This window comes from Bradyrhizobium sp. BRP23, assembly GCF_020194135.1.
In the GTDB taxonomy this organism is placed as follows: Bacteria; Pseudomonadota; Alphaproteobacteria; order Rhizobiales; family Xanthobacteraceae; genus Bradyrhizobium; species Bradyrhizobium yuanmingense.
The window spans coordinates 83,540-102,257 of sequence record NZ_JADYVW010000017.1 but is presented as its reverse complement, the minus strand read 5'-3'; the positions used below and the strand labels follow the sequence as shown (position 1 = coordinate 102,257).

General features: G+C 65.5%; 10 protein-coding genes. 4 read left to right on the top strand and 6 right to left on the bottom strand.

Going from position 1 to position 18,718, the window contains the following annotated elements; all coding sequences use genetic code 11:
• Positions 1-8 precede the first annotated feature (8 nt).
• A complete protein-coding gene (locus tag I6F24_RS32265) occupies positions 9-2,189 on the top strand; it encodes a PAS domain S-box protein (protein ID WP_225152625.1) in 2,181 nt (726 codons plus the stop codon).
• Here I6F24_RS32265 and I6F24_RS32260 read toward each other — a convergent pair.
• The 3 genes from I6F24_RS32260 to I6F24_RS32250 form a co-directional block, all read right to left on the bottom strand.
• The gene (locus I6F24_RS32260) at positions 2,164-5,628 is read right to left on the bottom strand and encodes an AAA family ATPase (protein ID WP_225152623.1); all 3,465 of its coding nucleotides are present in this window, start codon (positions 5,626-5,628) and stop codon (positions 2,164-2,166) included. The genes I6F24_RS32265 and I6F24_RS32260 overlap by 26 nt on opposite strands.
• 314 nt (positions 5,629-5,942) lie before the next feature.
• On the bottom strand, positions 5,943-8,606 hold the full coding sequence (locus I6F24_RS32255; RefSeq protein ID WP_036044913.1) for an EAL domain-containing protein: 2,664 nt from the start codon (positions 8,604-8,606) through the stop codon (positions 5,943-5,945).
• 138 nt (positions 8,607-8,744) lie between these two features.
• A complete protein-coding gene (locus tag I6F24_RS32250) occupies positions 8,745-9,434 on the bottom strand; it encodes a hypothetical protein (RefSeq protein ID WP_225152621.1) in 690 nt (229 codons plus the stop codon).
• A 180-nt stretch (positions 9,435-9,614) separates the two neighbouring features.
• On the opposite strand from I6F24_RS32250, the gene I6F24_RS32245 reads away from it, so the two are divergent.
• From I6F24_RS32245 to I6F24_RS32235, 3 genes are all read left to right on the top strand, one after another.
• Positions 9,615-10,688 (top strand): LysM peptidoglycan-binding domain-containing protein, encoded by a 1,074-nt coding sequence (locus tag I6F24_RS32245; protein ID WP_225152619.1) that lies wholly within the window; start codon positions 9,615-9,617, stop codon positions 10,686-10,688.
• Positions 10,689-10,927: 239 nt separating this feature from the next.
• Positions 10,928-12,268, top strand: coding sequence for a Spy/CpxP family protein refolding chaperone (locus I6F24_RS32240; RefSeq protein WP_225152617.1), 1,341 nt, complete (start codon positions 10,928-10,930; stop codon positions 12,266-12,268).
• A 74-nt stretch (positions 12,269-12,342) separates the two neighbouring features.
• A complete protein-coding gene (locus I6F24_RS32235; protein WP_036015962.1) occupies positions 12,343-12,579 on the top strand; it encodes an AbrB/MazE/SpoVT family DNA-binding domain-containing protein in 237 nt (78 codons plus the stop codon).
• Positions 12,580-12,722: 143 nt separating this feature from the next.
• Here the strand turns inward: I6F24_RS32235 and I6F24_RS32230 are convergent, their stop codons facing one another.
• From I6F24_RS32230 to I6F24_RS32220, 3 genes are all read right to left on the bottom strand, one after another.
• Complete coding sequence (locus I6F24_RS32230; RefSeq protein WP_225152615.1) at positions 12,723-13,589, bottom strand: hypothetical protein; 867 nt, start codon at positions 13,587-13,589, stop codon at positions 12,723-12,725.
• Between the two features lie 217 nt (positions 13,590-13,806).
• Entirely contained in the window at positions 13,807-16,254 is a 2,448-nt protein-coding gene (locus I6F24_RS32225) for an adenylate/guanylate cyclase domain-containing protein (protein ID WP_225152613.1), read from the bottom strand.
• A 192-nt stretch (positions 16,255-16,446) separates the two neighbouring features.
• Positions 16,447-18,522 carry an AsmA family protein gene (locus I6F24_RS32220; RefSeq protein WP_225152611.1) on the bottom strand — a complete coding sequence of 692 codons (2,076 nt, stop codon included), beginning with the start codon at positions 18,520-18,522 and terminating at the stop codon, positions 16,447-16,449.
• Between the last annotated feature and the right edge of the window lie 196 nt (positions 18,523-18,718).

Below are 18,718 nucleotides of genomic sequence, written 5' to 3'. Positions count from 1 at the left end.
GGCTAAGTATGTCGAATGTCGAGGAATTTCCGCTCTCTGCCCGCAAGCTGACCGAATTCGAGGCCCTGGTGGCGGCGGCTCCTGCAGCGCTCGAGGCCATTCCGGGCGCGGTCTATGTCTGCGATAGTGAAGGCTGGATCGTGACCTACAACGGCGAAGCCGCGGAATTGTGGGGCAGAACTCCGGAGCTTGGTTCCGTCGAAAAGTTCTGCGGGTCGCATCGTCTCTACAGGATGGACGGCACCCTGCTTCCGCATTCCGAGTGCCCCATGGCCACGGCGGTCCGGCTCGGCCTCCCCGCGCGTAACACGGAGGTCATGATCGAACGGCCGGACGGCTCGCGGATCACTGCACTCGTGAACATCCGTCCCCTGCGCGATCATGCCGGCCGCATCCAGGGCGCAATCAATTGCTTTCAGGACGTTTCAGATCGCAAGAAGATCGAGGAAGAGGTTCGTGCAAAGACCAAGGATCTCGAGGACTTCTTCGAGAACAGTGCGGTCGGGCTCCATATCGTGGGTGGCGACGGCATCATTCGCAGGGCCAATCAGGCCGAGCTCGATCTGCTGGGCTACAGCGCCGAAGAGTATATCGGTCACCATGTGGCCGAATTTCACGCGGACGCCCCCGTCATCGGCGACATTCTCCACCGACTGTCCTGCGGCGAAAGGCTGGACCGTTATCCTGCCCGCCTGCGCGCGAAGGACGGCTCGATCAAGCACGTACTGATCACCTCCAACAGTCGTGTCGAGGACGGCAAGTTCGTCAGCACGCGCTGCTTTACAGCTGATGTCACCGGGCTGCGCGTGGCCGAGCTGGCGCGCGAGGCGAGCGAGACTCGCCTCGCTGCAACCTACCAAGCGGCCAAGGTCGGCATCGCCGAGGCCGATGAACATGGGCGGCTGCTCCGGGTCAACGATTATCTGAGCGAGATCACCGGGAGATCCCGTGAGGAGCTGCTGGGGATGAGCTTTTCCGACTATACTCATCCCGACGATTGCGCCGCGGATCTTGCCCTCTATGAGCAACAGGTCCGTGGCGAGATTCCAAGCTACACCTGCCGCAAGCGCGCCCTGCGCCCCGACGGCAGCGTGCGTTATCTCGAGATCTTCAGCTCTTCGGTCACGGACAGCGCGGGACGCTTCCGCTACGGCGTTCGCGTCAGTCACGACGTCACGGAAGCCAAGCGATTGCAGGATCGGATTCGCGAGAGCGAGCAGCATATGCGCGATCTGCTCGAGGCGCTGCCCGCCGCACTCTACACCACCGACGCAAACGGCCGCATCACCTTCTACAACAAGACCGCCGTCGAGATGGCCGGGCGCACGCCGCTGCCCGGCGACGAATGGTGCGTGACCTGGAAGCTCTATTGGCCCGACGGCACGCCTCTGCCGCACGACCAATGTCCGATGGCGATCGCGCTCCGGGAGGGTCGGCCCGTGCGTGGAGTGGAGGCTGTCGCGGAGCGACCGGACGGCACGCGCGTGCCGTTCATTCCCTATCCGACGCCGCTATTCGATTCGGGGGGCAGGCTGATCGGTGCAGTCAACATGCTGGTCGACATCACCGAACGCAAGCGCGCGGAAATGGCGCAAACCCTCCTGATTGATGAGCTCAATCATCGCGTCAAGAATACCCTGGCGATGGTGCAATCGCTCGCCGGCCAGACCGCGCGCCATACCAGCAGTCTGGACGACTTCAATCGAACCTTCGAGGGCCGGTTGCTGGCGCTCTCTCGTGCGCATGATCTCTTGACCGAGCGCAAGTGGCAGGACGCTCCGCTCCAGCGGCTCGTCGAGGACATCACGGCGGCTGTTGCGGAGGATGGCCGGATCAGGATGGAAGGTCCACCCGTCGCGCTCAATGCGCGCTCGGCGCTCAGCTTTACGATGGTTCTCAACGAGCTCCTGACCAACGCGACGAAGTACGGTGCCTTGTCGGCGCCGGATGGGACGCTCTTGATGCGATGGAGCCTGCGGAATGCCGGGCACGGCACCATTCTCGATTATGAATGGGTGGAATCCGGCGGCCCGAAAGTCACGCCGCCCATGCGCCGCGGCTTCGGCACGCGGCTGATGGAGCGCTGTGTCGAGGCGGACCTCGGCGGCGAGTTCGATCTCGCCTTCGAACCGGGCGGCGTGCGCTGTCGCATGTCGATGCCGGTCACGGGCACTGTCGGATCGAATTGATTCGCGCGATCCATGGCTGATCTCTGGATGACAGCATATCGAGCTCGCTTGCGAGCGCGATGGCTTCTTTCACGTCCGGCGTGACGAGCCCTTCACGGAGCCTGCCGACAACAGGCACAAGCAGGTCCGCCGCCTGCTCAAGCTTGTCGGAATCTCGCCAGAGGCGGGCCAGGCTGACGGCTGTCCGCAGCTCCCACGAGCGGGCATTCTGTCCGCGCGCGACTTCCAGCGACTGCACGAACAATTCCTCGGAGTCGGCCGCTGGTCCGGCATGGGCCCGGATGAACTCCCCTTGCAGGCGGTAGATCTCCGCCAGATAGAAGTGATCGCCCGTCCTCTTCGCGACCGTCAAGGCACCATCGAGCGCGCGCAAGGCCGCTTCCGACAGACCGGCCCTCGCATAGCCTTGCGCGAGGAGGCATCTGAACCAGCAACTGGCGAGCCAGGAATTCTGCGCCTCATAACCCTCGACGCCCGTGCGCATTTCGCTCAGACCTGCATCCATGTCCCCGAGCTCGGTCAGCGCCCATCCATGCAGAATGGTGGCCTGTTGCTTCCAATGCAGAAAGCCGTGTTGCGATGAAATGGTCATCGCGCGGCTGGCATAATCTCTGGTGCCCGTGACGTCGCGCAGATGCTGACAAAGGTACGCGCCAAACACTTGCGCGAATGCCAGCGTAAAAGGATGGCGCATTTGCTCGGCATCGGAAATCGCCTGCTCGCTGTGCTGCCGCGCGGTGTCGGGCTGCCCCAGGAACCATAGCAGGTATCCGAGGTACGACATCGACATCACGCCTGGATTGAGGAGCCTTTCCGCCGAACCGCGATGCAGAGCCGGATCATCGAGTTGGATGGAGCGACGAAGATGATGTTGCGCCGCCAGAAACCGCCCGCGGTAAAGCATGGTCGCCGCGATCGACCTGTGGGCCTCCACGAGGTACAGCGTCTGCTTCGACAGCAACTCGCTCGGGCGTTCCCGTTTGGCGAATTTCAGGAGTGCGGCACTCAGACCATGCGCCTTGGTCAGGTCAGCCCGAATGAAGTGGTGCATCCAAAGCCCTCTTATCGCCGCTAGCACCTTGTCTTCATCATCGAGCTGCCGTCCGAGCTCGAGGCCTCGGGCAAAATTGTCTTCCACCTCCTGTGTGCCGTAACCTTTGGCAGCGATCAGCGCGTTACCCAGCGCAATGCGAAGCTCCAGCTCCATTTCATCGCGGTCGGGCATCTCGGGACTGCCGAGGACGACCGCTAGGCCACGGCGCAGGTGGCCGATCGCTTCCAAATAGGCTCCCAACCTTGCGGCGTGCCTGCCGGCCTTGATCCAGGAAGCTGCAGCCGGCTGGCTTTGATCGGATTCGGTCAGATGATAGGCGAGAAGCTCCGGCTCGCGCTCGGTCTTTTCCGGATAGTTCTGAGCCAGCACCGACGCGATCCGCGCGTGGAGCCGTCTCCTCTCGCTGCGCAACAGGCTCGCATGCGCTGCATCCTGGATCATCACGTGCTTGAACGAGTAGAGCGCATCCGGCGGATGGCCCAGCCGGACGATCAGCCCTGCCTCCTCCAGGCGATCGAGCGCCGCCTCGATCTGGTCGGCTGGTACGGAGGCGACAGCGTTCAGCATCTCGTAGGAGAACTGCCGGCCGATGGTGGCTCCGATCTGTGCGACCCTCTTGAACGGGCCCAGCCGATCCAGACGCGCCATCAGCGAATCCATCAGCGTCGCCGGGATTGCCAGCGGTCGCCACGAACCGGAGAGCACATAGTTTCCGCGTTCCTCGGTCAGAAGGTCGCTTTCGAGAACGGCTTTGGTCAGCTCCTCGACGAACAGCGGCACGCCGTCGGTCTTGACGATGATGTCCTCGACGACTTCCTTCGGCATTTTGCGGCTGCCGGCAACCCGCTCGACCAAGGTCGTCCGCTGCTGCCGGCTCAGCCTGTTCAGCACCAGCGTCGTGATGTGAGAGTGAGCGCTCCAGCTCGGCTTGAATTCGGAACGGCAGGTGATGACGACGAGAATGGGCGTGTACTGGACCCGCTCCACCAGCAGATCGATGACCTCCCGGGATGTCGGATCGATCCAATGGGCGTCCTCGAAGGCGATCACCAGCGGCTGATCGTGCGCGAGGCCCAGGAGATGATTGATGAGGGCGGAGACGATGGCGTCCTTTTGCTGCTGCGGCGACAGATCGAGCGGAGGATAGCGACCTCCGGTCGGGATCGACAGCAGCGCCGCAAAGAGCGGCGTCATCTGCTCGATGTCGCCATGCGCGGCCGCAACGGTCCGCTCGAGACTCGACAGAGACGAGGCCGAAGCATCGTCGCGGTCGAGGCCCAGGGCAAATTTGAGCTGCTCGATGAAGGGATGGAACGCCGTCGAGCTGTAGTAGGGCGAACACTGGAACGAGACATGCCCGTGCCGATCCCCCGCAATCCGCACGAAGATTTCCTGGACGATGCGCGACTTGCCAATGCCCGGCTCCCCGAACAGCACCACGACTTGGCCGTCGCCCGCCTTGGCCTGCTCCCAGCGGCCGAGCAGAACCGTGATCTCGTCGTTGCGATTGACGAGTGGCGTCAGCCGGGAGCCGATGGCTGCGGCAAAGCGGGTCTCCACGCGCGACGGCCGTACCACATGCCACGCCTGTGTTCTTCCGGCTATGCCCTTGAGTGCATGGACCCCGAGATTGCGATAGTCGAACTTTCCCTTCAACAGCGACTGCGTCGACGACGAGATGACCACCCCGTTCGGCGGCGCCAGGCCCTGCAATCGCGCCGCCAGATTGACGGTCTCGCCGACCGCGGAATCGCGCTCCTCGGTCCCCTGGCCGACCAAGTCGCCCACGACCACCAGTCCCGTCGCGATGCCGATCCGGACGGCGGGCGCTTGGTTGAGCGCACTCAGCGGCTCGATCGCAGGCGCGGTCGACAATGTCCGCACGATCTCGAGACCAGCCCGCACCGCTCGCTCGGCATCGTCCTCATGCGCCCTCGGGTAGCCGAAATAGACCAGGATGCCGTCGCCGACGAAGCGGGCGGCAAATCCTTCATAGTGTTTGACCACACCCACGCAGGTTTCGCGAAAGCTCGCGATCATGTCACGCACGTCCTCGGGATCGAACTGTGCGGAGGGCGCGGTGGAATCGACCATGTCGCAGAACATCGTGGTGAGCTGGCGACGTTCCGCAACGATTGCCGTAGCGGGCAATGTGTGGCCCGCGGCTGGCGCGGCCATTCCGGAAAGGGACGCCGTTGCACGCTGAAGCCGCTTGCGGTCTCCGAGCGGCAGTCCAATCTGTGCCAGATCCGGTTCGGTCAGGTGGGGCAGGATGTCGAGATCGATGCGATGGCGGACGAAGAGGTCCGTGTATTGGCTGAGCCCAACGCTTTCAAGCCAGTGTCTCAGACGCTCCGTCCCCGTCCTCGACTCATCATTCGGCATGCGGAAATCCCTGGTTCAAATTGCGCTGAGCGGCTCCAAAATGCCTGTGGTTTGCGCTTGGATTGGGACTCGATGCGACTCTTCGTTGCGGCGGCCAATGGAGGCAAACCATCGGTATTTTGAGCGTTTCTTGCCCGCGTCTCGAAAATGAGGCGGATCGGCGGCTCACCATTTCGACGAGCCAGGTGCGCAGAATTCAATGAATTGATAGCTGTCGGTCGCTGATTGTCAAATCGCCGCACGACCTCGAACCAAACACTCAGCGGCGCCGCTTTCCTCGCTGCGGACATCCGGGCCAGACGTGGCGTCGCCGGCTAGGCCGCGACCGCCTGCGCCGCCAGCAGCTGCTTCAGCTTCGTCGCCGGTACCGCCGGGCTGAACAGCCAGCCCTGCATCTGGCTGCAGCCGAGCTGGCGCAGCACCTCGGCTTGCGCTTCGGTCTCGACGCCTTCGGCGGTGGTCGCCATATGGCGCGCGGCGGCCATGCGCACCACGGCCTGCACGATCGGCGAGGAGTCCTCGGACTGACCGATGTCGCTGATGAAGCTGCGGTCGATCTTGATCTTGTCGAACGGGAAGCGGTGCAGATAGCTGAGCGAGGAATAGCCGGTGCCGAAATCGTCGAGCGCGATGCGCACGCCGAGCTCGCGCAGCTGCTGCAGGATCGCCAGCGCCTCCTCGTCGTCGCGGATCAGCACCGTCTCGGTGATCTCGAGCTCGAGCCGGCCCGGCGCGAGCCCGGACTCCGCGAGGGCGGCGGCGACCTTGAGCGCCAGCGTGCGCGAGCGGAACTGGACCGGCGACACGTTGACCGCGATGTGAATCCGTCCCGGCCACGAGGCAGCCTCGACGCAGGCCTGCTTCAGCACCCATTCGCCGATCTCGCCGATCAGGCCGGTGTCTTCGGCGACCGGGATGAACTCCGCCGGCGAAACCATGCCGCGCTCGGGATGGCGCCAGCGCAGCAAGGCCTCGCAGCCGGTGACGACATTGGCGGTGAGGTCGACCAGCGGCTGGTAGTGCACCTCGAACTCGCCGCGTGCGAGCGCCTGGCGCAGATCGAGCTCGAGCTGGCGGCGCTGCCGCGCCTTGGCGTCGTATTCGGGCACGAACAGGCGGAAGGTGCGGCGGCCTTCCGACTTCGCCGCATACATCGCCAGATCGGCGCGCTTGAGCAGATCGTCGAGATTGTCGCCGTGATCGGGCGCGACGGCGATGCCGATGCTGGCATCGGTCGGAACCTCGTGCCCCCTGCAATCCACCGGTGCGCGCAACGCCTTGAGGATGGTTTCCGCCAGTGCCGTCAGCTCGGCCGGATCGGAGGTGCCGGCCTTGACGATGGCGAATTCGTCGCCGCCCAGCCGCGCGACCATGTCGTTGCCGCTGACGCAGGCGCGCAGGCGGTTCGCCACCTGGCGCAGCAGTTCGTCGCCGACCTCGTGTCCGAGCGAATCGTTGACGCCCTTGAACTCGTCGACGTCGATATAGAGGATCGCGAATGGCTTGCCTTGCGCGAGCTCGGCGACGCGGCGTTCCAGATGCCCGCGCAGCAGCACGCGGTTGGGCAGATCGGTGAGGGCGTCGTAATGCGCCAGATGGGCGATGCGCTCGTCGGCGCGGATGCGCTCGGTGACGTCGTCATGGGTGGCGAGCCAGCCGCCGGCAGCGGCCGGCTGGTTCTTGATCTCGATCAGGCGGCCGTCGGCGGTTTCGACGATCGCGCTCTTGGTACGGCCGACATTGCTCAGGATGTCGTCGCAATAGGCCTCGACGTCGCCCTCGAACGAGCCGGTGTCCCGGCGGTGCCGGATCACATCGCGGAAGTGGACGCCGGGCTTCACCACGGCGACAGAGAGCCCGTACATCTCGATGTAGCGGCGGTTGCAGACGATCAGCCGCTCGTCCTGATCGAACATCAACAGGCCTTGCGTCATCGTGTTCATCGCGGTGTCGAGCCGCTGCTTCTCGAGCGACAGGCGGTGCGTCACCTGGCGGAAGATCAGAAACAGCGTGAGCACCAACAGGCCGATCGACAGCGCGGCAATGGTGACGAAGAATTTCGTCTGTGTGCGCCAGGTCGCCAGCGTCGCATCGAGCGACTTGGTCGCGACCACGACCAGCGGCTCGCCGGTGAGCAGGCGCGAGGCGACGATGCGGTCCTTGCCGTCGATCGGGCTTGCGAGCTGGGTGGTGACGAAGGTGCGCTCGAACACCGCCATTTGCTCCGGCGTGCCGGTGCGGAAGTTCTGCCCGATCATCGCTTCGACGTGTGGAATGCGGGCGAGCAGCTGGCCGTTCTGGTGGTGCATCGCGATCGAGGAATCCTCGCCGAGCCCGGTCGAGGCGAAGAAGGATTCGAGCTGCTCGGGCGTGATCGCGCGCGAGACCAGCCCGAGGAATTCGCCGTGCGGGCCGGAGATGCGCCGCGCGAACACGATCGCCGGTCCGTTGCCGAACCGGCCGGGCACGACCTCCACTTCCTCTTGCGCAGCCGGATCGTCCTTGAGACGGTTGAAATAGCCGCGATCGGCGATCGAGATATCGGCGACCGGCCATTGCCGCGACGAGTTGATCAGCACGCCCCTGGAATCGAACACATTGGCGCCGGCGACGTCGGACCAGCCGCTGGCTTTCGCGCGCAGCACCTCGTGCACGGCGAGCGTGCCCATCTCGCTGCGGAAGATTTCGGCGGACTGGATGCCGTGGCTCTCGAGCTCGGCGATGATGCTCTTCTGCAGCACCGCAAAGTCCTCGAACTGCCGGTCGAAATGCCGGGCGAGCATGCGGACGGCGTTTTCCAAGCTGTCGCGGCCGCTCTCGATGGCATTCTGCCGGAAACGGTCGACGGTGAGCGCGGTGCCGATGGCGGTCGCAAGCATCAGCACGAAGCCGCCGGCGATCAGCCACGTCAGCGGCGCTCCGCGCCAACGGCGGAGCAACGCGCGCGTTCGCGCGGTCCATCGGATCGATGCGCCCATCCAGCCCTCCCTTGGGATGCAAGATGCAGCAAAACCGACAAGACCCGGTTACCATTGACGGTTAGGAAAATATGAATCGGAATGGAATCAGAGGGTTGGTTCCATCGTACAGGAGACCGCGGCGAGACCGCAGGACCTTCAGCGCTTGATTTTCCACTTCAAGGCTTCCGCGTTGTCCTTGGCGAACATCTTCGGCACATCGAAATTGCCGGTCTCGAGATCATAGCGGCATTTCCAATCCGCCAGTCCCTTCACCGCGACGTTCTTCGGATGCTTGTCCGTCTCGCCCGACAGCGAGATCAGGAGATAGCGGTTGTTGGTCCGGTCGACGCCGAGCCAGCGATACCCATTTTCGGCGCCTATCAGATTGGCCGAGATGTGGTAGTCGAGCTTCATTTTCCCAGTGTCGGGCCGGCTGCGGAAATAGGTCCAGGCGAGATCGCCGAGCGATTGCTTGGTCGCGCTCACGAAGGCGCCGTTCTCCAAATGATAGAGAAAGAGGTCCTGCTCGCCCGAGCCCGTCTTCTGGATCCGCACCAGCCATCGCGAGTCGGCCGTGAAACGGAAGCCGGCCGGATAACCCTGCTCGGGCTTCAGCTCGCGCATCTCCCCGCCGCGTCGCGCCCAGACCTGCCACTTGATGTCGAAATCCTCGCCCTCCTTCATATACTGCTCGAGCCTGGTGGCGCCGTCGGGCGAGGTGAAGGCGAGATCGGCATCGTCGGAAAGCGTGAAGCCGGGCGGCGGGCCGGAGGCGGCCAAAGCGGGTGCAGCGGCCAGCGTCAGAGCAACCGCTAGGGATCCCGCGGCACGGGAGAATACGGTCACGGGAGGAATTCCCTTGAAGAATGCCGCCAGGCGGCCTTGATACTTGGACACCCGCGTGGTCGCGCCGGTTCATCCCGCGCGCCTGGACGGAAGCATAATCCTATCGACAGTCTTGCTGCGGCAGCCAAATCGGCGCACCTTGCCGGCCTCGGCTGATTTGCCACCCAAGGTCCTTTTCAAATGATCACCGCCTCCAAGGCCTTCATTGCCTTCTGTCTGCTCGCGCTGGTCGGCACCGCGCTGGTGATCGGCCCGACCGAGCTGCGCCGCCTGCTGCCTGATGGGACGAAGGTCACCGTCGCCGCCAAGCCGGAGGCCAAGGTCGAACCCCAGGTCGGAGCCAAGGTCGAGCCCAAGCTTGAAGCCAAGGTCGAGCCCAAGGTGGAGTTCAAGCCTGAGTCCAAGCCTGAATCCAAGCCAGAGCTGAAGCCGGAACAGCCGAAGCTCGTCGACAGCGCGCCGCCTGCACCCGAGCCGAAGGCGGGCGCGCTGGCCGAGACCCAGAAGCAGGTGGCCGCGCTCGGTGACCTCGTGCCGGTCAAGCCGCCGGCGCCGGCTGCAGATGCCGGCCCCCGTTTCGACGTCGCCCGCATCGACGATCACGGCGAGGCGGCGGTGATTGCCGGCCGCGCCACGCCGGGTGCGCGGGTCGAGCTGCTGCGCGACGGCAAGCCGCTCGACAGCGTGGTCGCCGACGCCTCGGGCCAATTCGTGATGACCCCGCCGCAGCTGCCGGCCGGCTCATATGACCTGACGCTCCGCGCCAGGGCGCCGGACGGCACGGTCACCGAATCCGGCCGGACCATGCCGGTCACAATCGCCGCGGCGGCGCCGCCGCCCGTGCGCATGCCGCCGGTTGCGAAGCAGGAGGCCAAGCCGGCCGAGAAGCCCGACGACAAATCGGATGTCGTCGCCGCGCTGCCGTCGGCCTCGCCGCGGCTGGCGTCGGTGCCTGAGAAGCAAGCGGCCCGGCCGAAACTGATCGGCGCGCCGAAACCCAAGGCCTTCGCGCAGGCGCCGAGGGCCACCGTGGTTGCATCGGCCTCGCCGGCGGAGGCGCTCACCGCCGCGTCGGCCGAGGCCGGCGGCAGCCGGATCATCGCCCGCGGCGATAGCCTGTGGGCGCTCAGCCGGCTCGCTTACGGCGACGGTTCCCGCTACGCCGTGATCTTCAACGCTAACCGCGACAAGATCCAGAATCCCAACTTGATCTATCCCGGCCAGACCTTCGTGATGCCGCAAAAGGCGGAGTGACACGGCACGGCCGGCGCGTTGCGACGCATTGTCCTGTGTCTCTCTGGAACATTCGGTTCCCTCGCGCGTCTTCGTGATGCGACGCATTGCGCACTTGGCGCGGGTGGGAGGGCCAAGACGTGGCCGAACAAGTCGTGGCCAAACAAGTCGTGGCCAAACAAGTCGTGGCCAAACAAGACGTGGCCAAACAAGACGTGGCCAAACAAGACCTGGCCAAATTGGTCGTCAGGTCAACGATCATGCCGGGACGCATGGGATTGGCGCTGGCTGGCGCGATCCTGGTGGTTGCAGCAGTGCTGCTGCCTGACAGAGCCGAGGCGCAGTTCGGCTTGCGCGGCGGTCCGGTCGGGGTTGCGCGCTTCGCCGTCGGCCACGTGATCGGCCTGTCGCGCCTGCGCCATTCCCGCATGGCGGTGCGCGGCGGCCGCTACCGCTCCGCGGCGCTGAGGTCGCAGGACCCGCGCGGGGCCGACCGCAGCCAGCTGTCGAACCCTTACGTGATGCGTGCGGCCCTCACGGCGCAGGCTGCGCTGGCGGGCTGGCAAGGCGGCCGCCGCCCGCAGGGCTGGTGGCGTCATCCCGATGGCAGCTATGGCTGGGTCGGCCCGGTGTTCTGGCCGTTCGCCCATGACGATCTCACCAATGCGATCGTCTTCGGCGACACCACCAGCCTCTCGCTCTACGGCTACGGCGATATCTATGCCGCGCTGTTCACGCCCTATGCCGCCACCGAGCTTGCCGCCTACACCGTGCCGCAAGGCCGTCGCGCGCGAAAGGTCCCGACCGCGGAGACGCTGTGCGAGGCCAGCGACACCGGCGGCCTGCCGGTCGAGCGCGTCGCGAGCGCCGTTGCGCCGAACGAAGCTCAGCGCACCGCGCTCGACGAACTCTCATCCGCCTGGCTTGCCGCGCGCGACACCATCCGCACCGCCTGCCCGGCGCAAACGCCAGGGAATGCGGCGGAGCGCCTCGGCCTGATGCGCGAGCGTGTCGAGGCCATGATCAAGGCCATCGACACCATGGAAGTGCCGCTGTCGAAATTCGTCGGCCTGCTCAATGACGACCAGAAAGCCCGGCTCAACGCCTTAGCCAATGAGCGTCGCGCCGCGCTGGCGTCCTACCAGTCCAAAAACGCTGACAAGAACGATATCAAGAACGCGAGCAAGAACGCTGACAAGAACGCTCCCAAAGACGCACCCAGGGATGCGCAGGCGGCCAAGGCCTGCCAGGCGGACTACGATCCTGTTTCCGACGAGAACGCCCAGCGCCAATACGAGCAGCTGCTCCAGCAGCAATGGCCCGCCGCCGACATCGCCACCACGCTCCAACTCGACGAGGTCGCCCGCGCCCGCTTCGAGGTGCTGCAGGACACCACGCTCCGCACCATGCAGACGCTCAGCGCCTGTCCGACAGAACCCGCTGCAACGGCGCAGGCCCGCCTCGCCGCCGTGAAGGCGCGGCTGCAGACCATGCTGCAAGCCGTCGGCGCCATCGCCGACGCGCTCGACGATTTCCAGGCCGATCTCAGCGACGAGCAAAAGGCCGGATTCGAGGCGATCGGGCCAAAGCGAGGGGCGTGAGGGGACGCCAGCTTGGAATGCCATCATATCTCCCTATGATATGCAGATAGGGATGCACATCACGGAGGGTGCTGGTGCTGGTTTCCAAATGGGGCAACAGCCTCGCAGTGCGCCTGCCCAAAGCGCTAGTTGATGAACTCGGCCTCAAGGAGGGCGACGAAATCGATATCGTGGCCACTCGCAAAGGCGCGATCGAAATCGAGACCAAGGCGGAGCAGCGTCGGCGTGCGATCGAGAACATGGAGGCGCGCAATTGGGCGGCCTTGCCCGCCGGCTACAAATTCGATCGGGACGAGGCGAACGAGCGGTGATCGCGTTCTTTGACAGCGGTGATTCTGGGACCTTCAGCACGGCCGCAGCATCGGCGGGCTCACCATCGTCAATCCGTTCCTCGGCATGGCTCCGTGAACGCTCGCATCATCGCAAAGTCCGGATCCTTGCGCGGCTTCCATGATCACCCGCACGCCCAGTCGAACTTCATGTCCTTGAAGTCGAGCTGCGCGTTGCCGCCGCCGAAATTGTAGCCGCCGAAATATTCCTCGAACTCGATATAGAACGGGCTCATCTCCGGCACGGCCTGGCAGGGCCGCATGGTGCCGCCGAGGTGGTTGTGGGCGTGATCCTTGGCCCAGTCGTGCAGGCGGAAATTGTCGCGGCCCGGCTTGCCGCCGACATAGTAGTAATATGGCTGATAGCCGGTCGGCGGATTTTCGCGCACGTGCTCATCCTGCGGGCCCTTGCCGGCGTTGGGATCATCAGCGCGCGGCGACAGCGCGATCGCGCGCGTCTCGCTGAGATCGGCACGCGGCGGGGCTGCAAACATCTTCTTGGCGTAGCTAGGTGCGGCCTCGAAGAAGGCGCTGGCACCGCCGACATCGAACCAGCGCGGCCGCTCCACCGTTGCCAGCGCAAGCGGCGCCGGCGGCGCGGCGAACGCGCCGTCATATTCGGCCTTCGTCAAGAGCAGCGCGGCATAGGCGTAGTCGAGAATGTCGGTCATGCGCGACAGGCGCGGATGCGACGGCCGCGCCAGCACCGCCTCGCGAATCTCGGGATCGTCGGGCGCGCCGCCGTCATTGTGATCGGGCGCCGTGGCGAAGAACGACAATGCGACGATGTCATCGCCATGCACCCGATAATCCTCCGGCAGCAGAAGCGTGAAGCCGTGCATCAAGGGATAGCCGGTGACGGGATCGAGCGGCCATTGCTCGGATGCAATGCCCGGCGGCAGCCCAAACACCCAGCCCTGGTCGCGCGCGCGATCCGCGGGCCGGTCCAGCATCTGCAAATCATAGGCACGCGAAGGCAGGGCAAGCGTCACGAATCGTCTCCCACGAAGTCCGCCTCGCCGTTGAGGCGATGGTTGGTCGCGGGGAGGAGGGATGTGGTTCGTGAGAGGGAGCTGGGATGCTGCCAATCTGCGGTGTTTTGCCCGACGTGTCAAATTGCGCGGCACGCGGCCGAGGCCTGCCGTAAGTCATTGATCCCAAAGCCCCTGCCTACTGTGCATGGGGTTGTTTTCGCAGTTTTGTTTGCGGCTACCCCCTTCGCCGCACCGCCGCCGCATCCACCACGTTCTCCACCTCCTCGCGCCAGCTCAGGATCTCCATCGCCAGCACGGGGTGATTGAAGCCCTTGAGCTGGAGATCGTCGAGGGCGCGGGCTTCGACGAAAGGCTCGACCATGCCGTAGACGCGGCGGCTGACCACGATCTGGTTGGGCTTGGCTTCGCTGCAGAGGCGGGAGGCGAGGTTGGTGACGCTGCCGATCGCGGCATATTCCAGCCGCTGCTCGAAGCCGACCTGGCCGAGCGTGGCATAGCCGAGCGCGACGCCGATGCCGAAGCCGAGGCTATGACCGCGGTTGCGCCAGCGCTCGGTCAGGGGGCCGATCGTGTCGCGCATCTCCACCGCCATCTTCACAGCGCGCTTGGTGTGGTCCTCGAACTGGATCGGGGCGTTGAACAGGATCATCACGCCGTCGCCGGCATATTTGTCGAGCGTGCCCTCGTACTTGAAGATCAGCTGGCCGAGCGCGGCGTGATATTCGCGCAGCACGTTCATCGCCTCTTCCGGCTCGGTCGCCTCCGTGAACGCGGTGAAGCCGCGCAGGTCGCAGAACACCACCGTGACCTCGCGGCGTTGGCTGGTGAGCAACCCCTCGGGGCTGTCGGAGGAGGCGATCAGCTGCGCCACCTGCGGCGCCAGGAAACGCTCGAGCTTGCGGATGCGCTCGATCTCGCCGAGCTGGGTCCTGACTCGCTCCTCCAGCGACTTGTTCCAGTCCTTGAGCTGCTCGGTCTGCTCGCGGAGCTTGTCGGCTTGCGCGCGCACGGTCGTGTTCGCCGCCTCCAGCGCGTGGCTCTTGTGGTCGACCTCGGTAAACAGCTGCGCATTGCGCATCGCCAGCACGGCCTGGTTGGCGAAGGTGCGCATCAGGCCGATGATGCTGGGCGCGAACGCCCCGGCGGCGCGGCGCAGCACCACGAGCGAGCCCAGCGTGCCCTGCTGGTCGATCAGCGGCACCACCAGCACCGAGTTGAAGCCGGCCGCGAGCGCGGCCTCGCGCAGCGGCTGCTCGGCGGCATCGCCGAGCTCGGCCAGCGCGATCGGCTCGCCGCTGTCGGCGGCATCGCTCAGGATGTTGCCGCCTTGGGCGATGGTGACATGCGCGCCCTCGGCGGATTTGTCGATGCCGTTGGCCTCGACTAGGTTGAAGCGGCGCGCCTCGGCGTCGAAGCCGTAGATCAGCACCGCGTCGGCACGGGTGATCTCGATGGCGCGGGCGGCGATGGTTGCAAGCACCGCGTTGAGATCGAGCGAGGAGGCCACCGCGCGGCCGACCTCCTCCAGCACCTTGAGCTCGTGGATCGACTGCGCGAGATCGCGGGTGCGCTCCTCGACCTTGCTCTCCAGGTTCGAATAGGTCTCCTGGATCTGGTCGGCCATGCGGTTGAACTGCCCGGCGAGGTCTTCCAGCTCGTCGGAGGTGTGCACGTCGATGCGGTGGCTGAAATCGCCTTCGCCGAGCTTATGCGCACCGTCGCGCAGGGCCGTGATCGGGATGATCATGCGGCGGGCGAGCAGCGTGCCGGCGAGGATCGCGACCATCAGGCCCATGCCGATCAGAAGCGCGATGCGCACCAGCTGGTCGCGGATCGGCATCAGGGCCTGCGTGGTCGGTTGCTCGAACAGCACGCTCCAGCCGAGCTTCGGCACGATGCTCGCGGCGCTCATCACCGCATGGCCGTTGAAGTCGGTGCCCGACGTCTCGGCTTCGTGGCCGGGCGCGATCGCGGCCGCCACCTGCGGCAGTTTGGAGAGGTCCTTGCCGATCTCGGGCCCTTTCGATGACGTCGCCAGCACCCGGCCGCGCGGATCGACGACATAGGCGAAGGCGGCCTTGCCTACTTGCGCGTCGGACAGGAAGTCGGAGAGGAAACCGAGGTCGATCTCGGCCACGGTGACGCCGGCATTGAAGCCGGAATGCGCCACCGAGATCGACATCAACGGCGTCCGGTCGGCGAACCAGGCCGGCGCGTAGGTGACGCCGCGGGCGACGGCGTCGGTGAAGCGCACGTCGCGGGAGAGGTCGGCATTGCCGCCGGTCGTGGTCGATTGCCTGGAGACGCGCAGCACCTCGCGGCCGTCGCCGTTGAGCTGGAACAGCTGGTTGACGACGGAAACCTGATGCAGCAGCGACGCATAGTCGGCGCGGCGCTTCTCCAGCGTGTCCTGGCTCGCGCGCGTCACCCAGCTGATCTGGCGGTCGAGCTCGGAAATCGCCTGCTCGATGCGCCGGGCGGCCGCCTGCGCCTTGTCCTCCAGGCCGTCGGTCAGCTGTGTCCGTGTCGCGCGGTAGGAGATCCAGGTCTCCATTGCCCCGTTGACGGCGAGGACGAACACGACGAGGCCGACGAGGGAGACGACGTATTTGGCGAACAGGCCCTCGCGCAGAGATCGTGTCTTGTCGTTCGCTCCTGCCATCCCGATCCTCTCGCGCCGCCACTGACGCTGCGCGCTATGGGCCGTACAGGCCCTTCCAAGCCGTTCTAGCACAATTTGGACCGAAGGGCCGTCGCGCGGCCGGGGACCGGCCGGTGTGGTTACCCCCTGTGGCCTCCTGGGCAGGTGGACGGGCGGCGATGGTCGCAGCCCGATCTGTTCGAAGGAGGGAGCTTAGCGGTTGAAGAGCTGCCGCAGCACGTCGTTCATTGGCTGACTGTCCTGCTGCGCGGCCGGCGGATCCTCCAGGGCGGGGGCCGCAGGGGAGGCCTGCGGCGCCGGCGTCGAGGGCGTTGCCGGCAGGCTGCGGTTGCGCCCGGTGCCGGTGCCAGTGCCGCTCCCCGCGCCGCTGGAGAGACCCTGCTGGATCAGATTGCCGATCGCCTCCCCGAGCGGGCCGCCAAGCAGATTGTTCTGCCCCGGTTGCTGGCCTTGCGGATTGGCATTGCCGGTTGCATTGCCACTGCCCGGCGCGGCGGCGCCACCAAGACCAAGGTTACTACCGAGGCTGCCCAGGATGTTGCCGAGCCCGGCGCCGTCGGGGCCGAACAGGCCCTTGCCCATCTCGCGCAGCTTGGCATAGGCGGCGTCGGGATTGTCCAGCATGCCGGCCATGTCGGGATAGATCCGCGGCTGCGACCAGGAGCCCTGGATCATCACGGGAATGCCGAAGCCGACCGGCTCGGAGGTGCGGCCCTGGCCTTCGGTCGTCATCACGAGCTTCGGCTCGACGCGAAAGCCCATCATCTTGGTGTCGAGCGCGATGGTGCCGGCGCCGGTGACGCGCACCAGCGGCCCGATCAGGTTGAGATCGGTCGTCACCGCCTGACCCTTGTCGATGCGGAAGGAGGCCGAGAGCTGCGACAGATCCGTGCTCTGCTCCTGGCTCGGGTCCTGGTTTCCGTTCTGGTTTCCTTGCCAGCCGGAGAGCGTGCTCGTCGTCAGCGAGCGGATCATCTGCGCGACATTGATGCCGCGGATGGCGCCGTCCTGGAAATTGACGAAGGCCGTCCCTTGCATGTTCGCCATCAGCGCGCGCTGGCTGTTGCCGGCGCTGCGCAGGGCGAGCTTGGCCTGCAGCTTGCCGTCGATGCGATCGAACTCGGCAAGGCTCTGGAGCAGCGGCAGCGCGCGCACGCCGACGAGGTCGGAATGCATCGCAAAGCTCGGCGCGCCGGTCGTCGCGTCCAGGATCACCTCGCCCGAGACCTGGCCGCCATAGGCGCCGAGATTGGCCGTGCCGGCCTTCAGCACGCCGCCGGCGAGCTTGGCGTCGAGCGCCAGCGGCGCAATGCGCGCATCGCCGATCACGGCCTCGTTGGCGGAGATCCGCACTTGCGCATCGACATAGTTGAGCCCGGCCACGTCGATCGGCGCGTTGCTCCAGGGCTGCCCGGACACGCTTTCCGGCGATTTCGCCAGCGGCATGGCGAGCCGCTGGAAGTCGAGATCGACCTTGACCAGCGGCTTGCTCGCGATGTCGACGGAAGCCCAGCCATTGAAGGCGCCATCGCCGAGCCTGCCGTTCACGCCGTTGATCATCACGACATTGCCGCTCAGCCGCATCTCGGCCTGGCCGGTGAGCTGGGACTTCAGCACGCTGGGCATGTCGATGGCGAAATCCACATGAAACGCCGGCCGTTCGGCCGGCGAGGCCGCCTTGATGTCGAACTTGGTCGGGTGATCGCCGACGCGCGCGGTGCCGGTGATATTGACCTTGCGGTCGCGGTCCAGGGTCGCGTCGGCGTTGATGGCGCTGATGCGGCCCTCGACACGGTCGCGCAGGCGCGAGAATGCCACTTCGCCGTCGGTGACCTTGATGCGGTCGATGGTGGCGCCTTTGGTGTCGAGCGCGAGCGGCTTCGCAGGCGCGGCTGCATTCGGCAGGCGTTCGCGGAGCAGCGGCTGGTAGAGCACGGGATGGGTGACGACGAGCTCGCTGATCTCGGGCCTGCCGGACCACACGCTCACGAGCGACATGTCGGCCTGCACGCGATCGATCGTCAGGCGCGTGATGCCGCTGCGGTCCTTGGGGTCGGCCAGCGTGAGGTCGTTCAGCGTGACGTTCAGCGTCGGCCATAGGCTGATCTTGGTGGTGCCGTCGATCGACAGCCGATAGCCGGTCGCACTCTCGAGGCGCGAGGCGATCGTCGAGGTCAGGAAGCCCGAGGGGATCCCGACCACGAGCAGAAGTGCGATCACGACGATGACGGCGGCCAAAGCCCCGCCGACGAATTTCAATGCTCTCATGTCGACTTTCCAGCAACGGACAATCCGCGCCGAACCCGGCCGATCACCCGTCCTTTGCGCCCGGAGTTTATCCCCGGACGGGAAGCGGCTCCAAGCGCGTAAAAATAGTCAGGGGGTGCTGCAAAGTTATGTGACTTATGACACACTTCTCCGGCGCTGTTTTACGCGATCCTGAGGTTGATGGTTTCAAGCGATT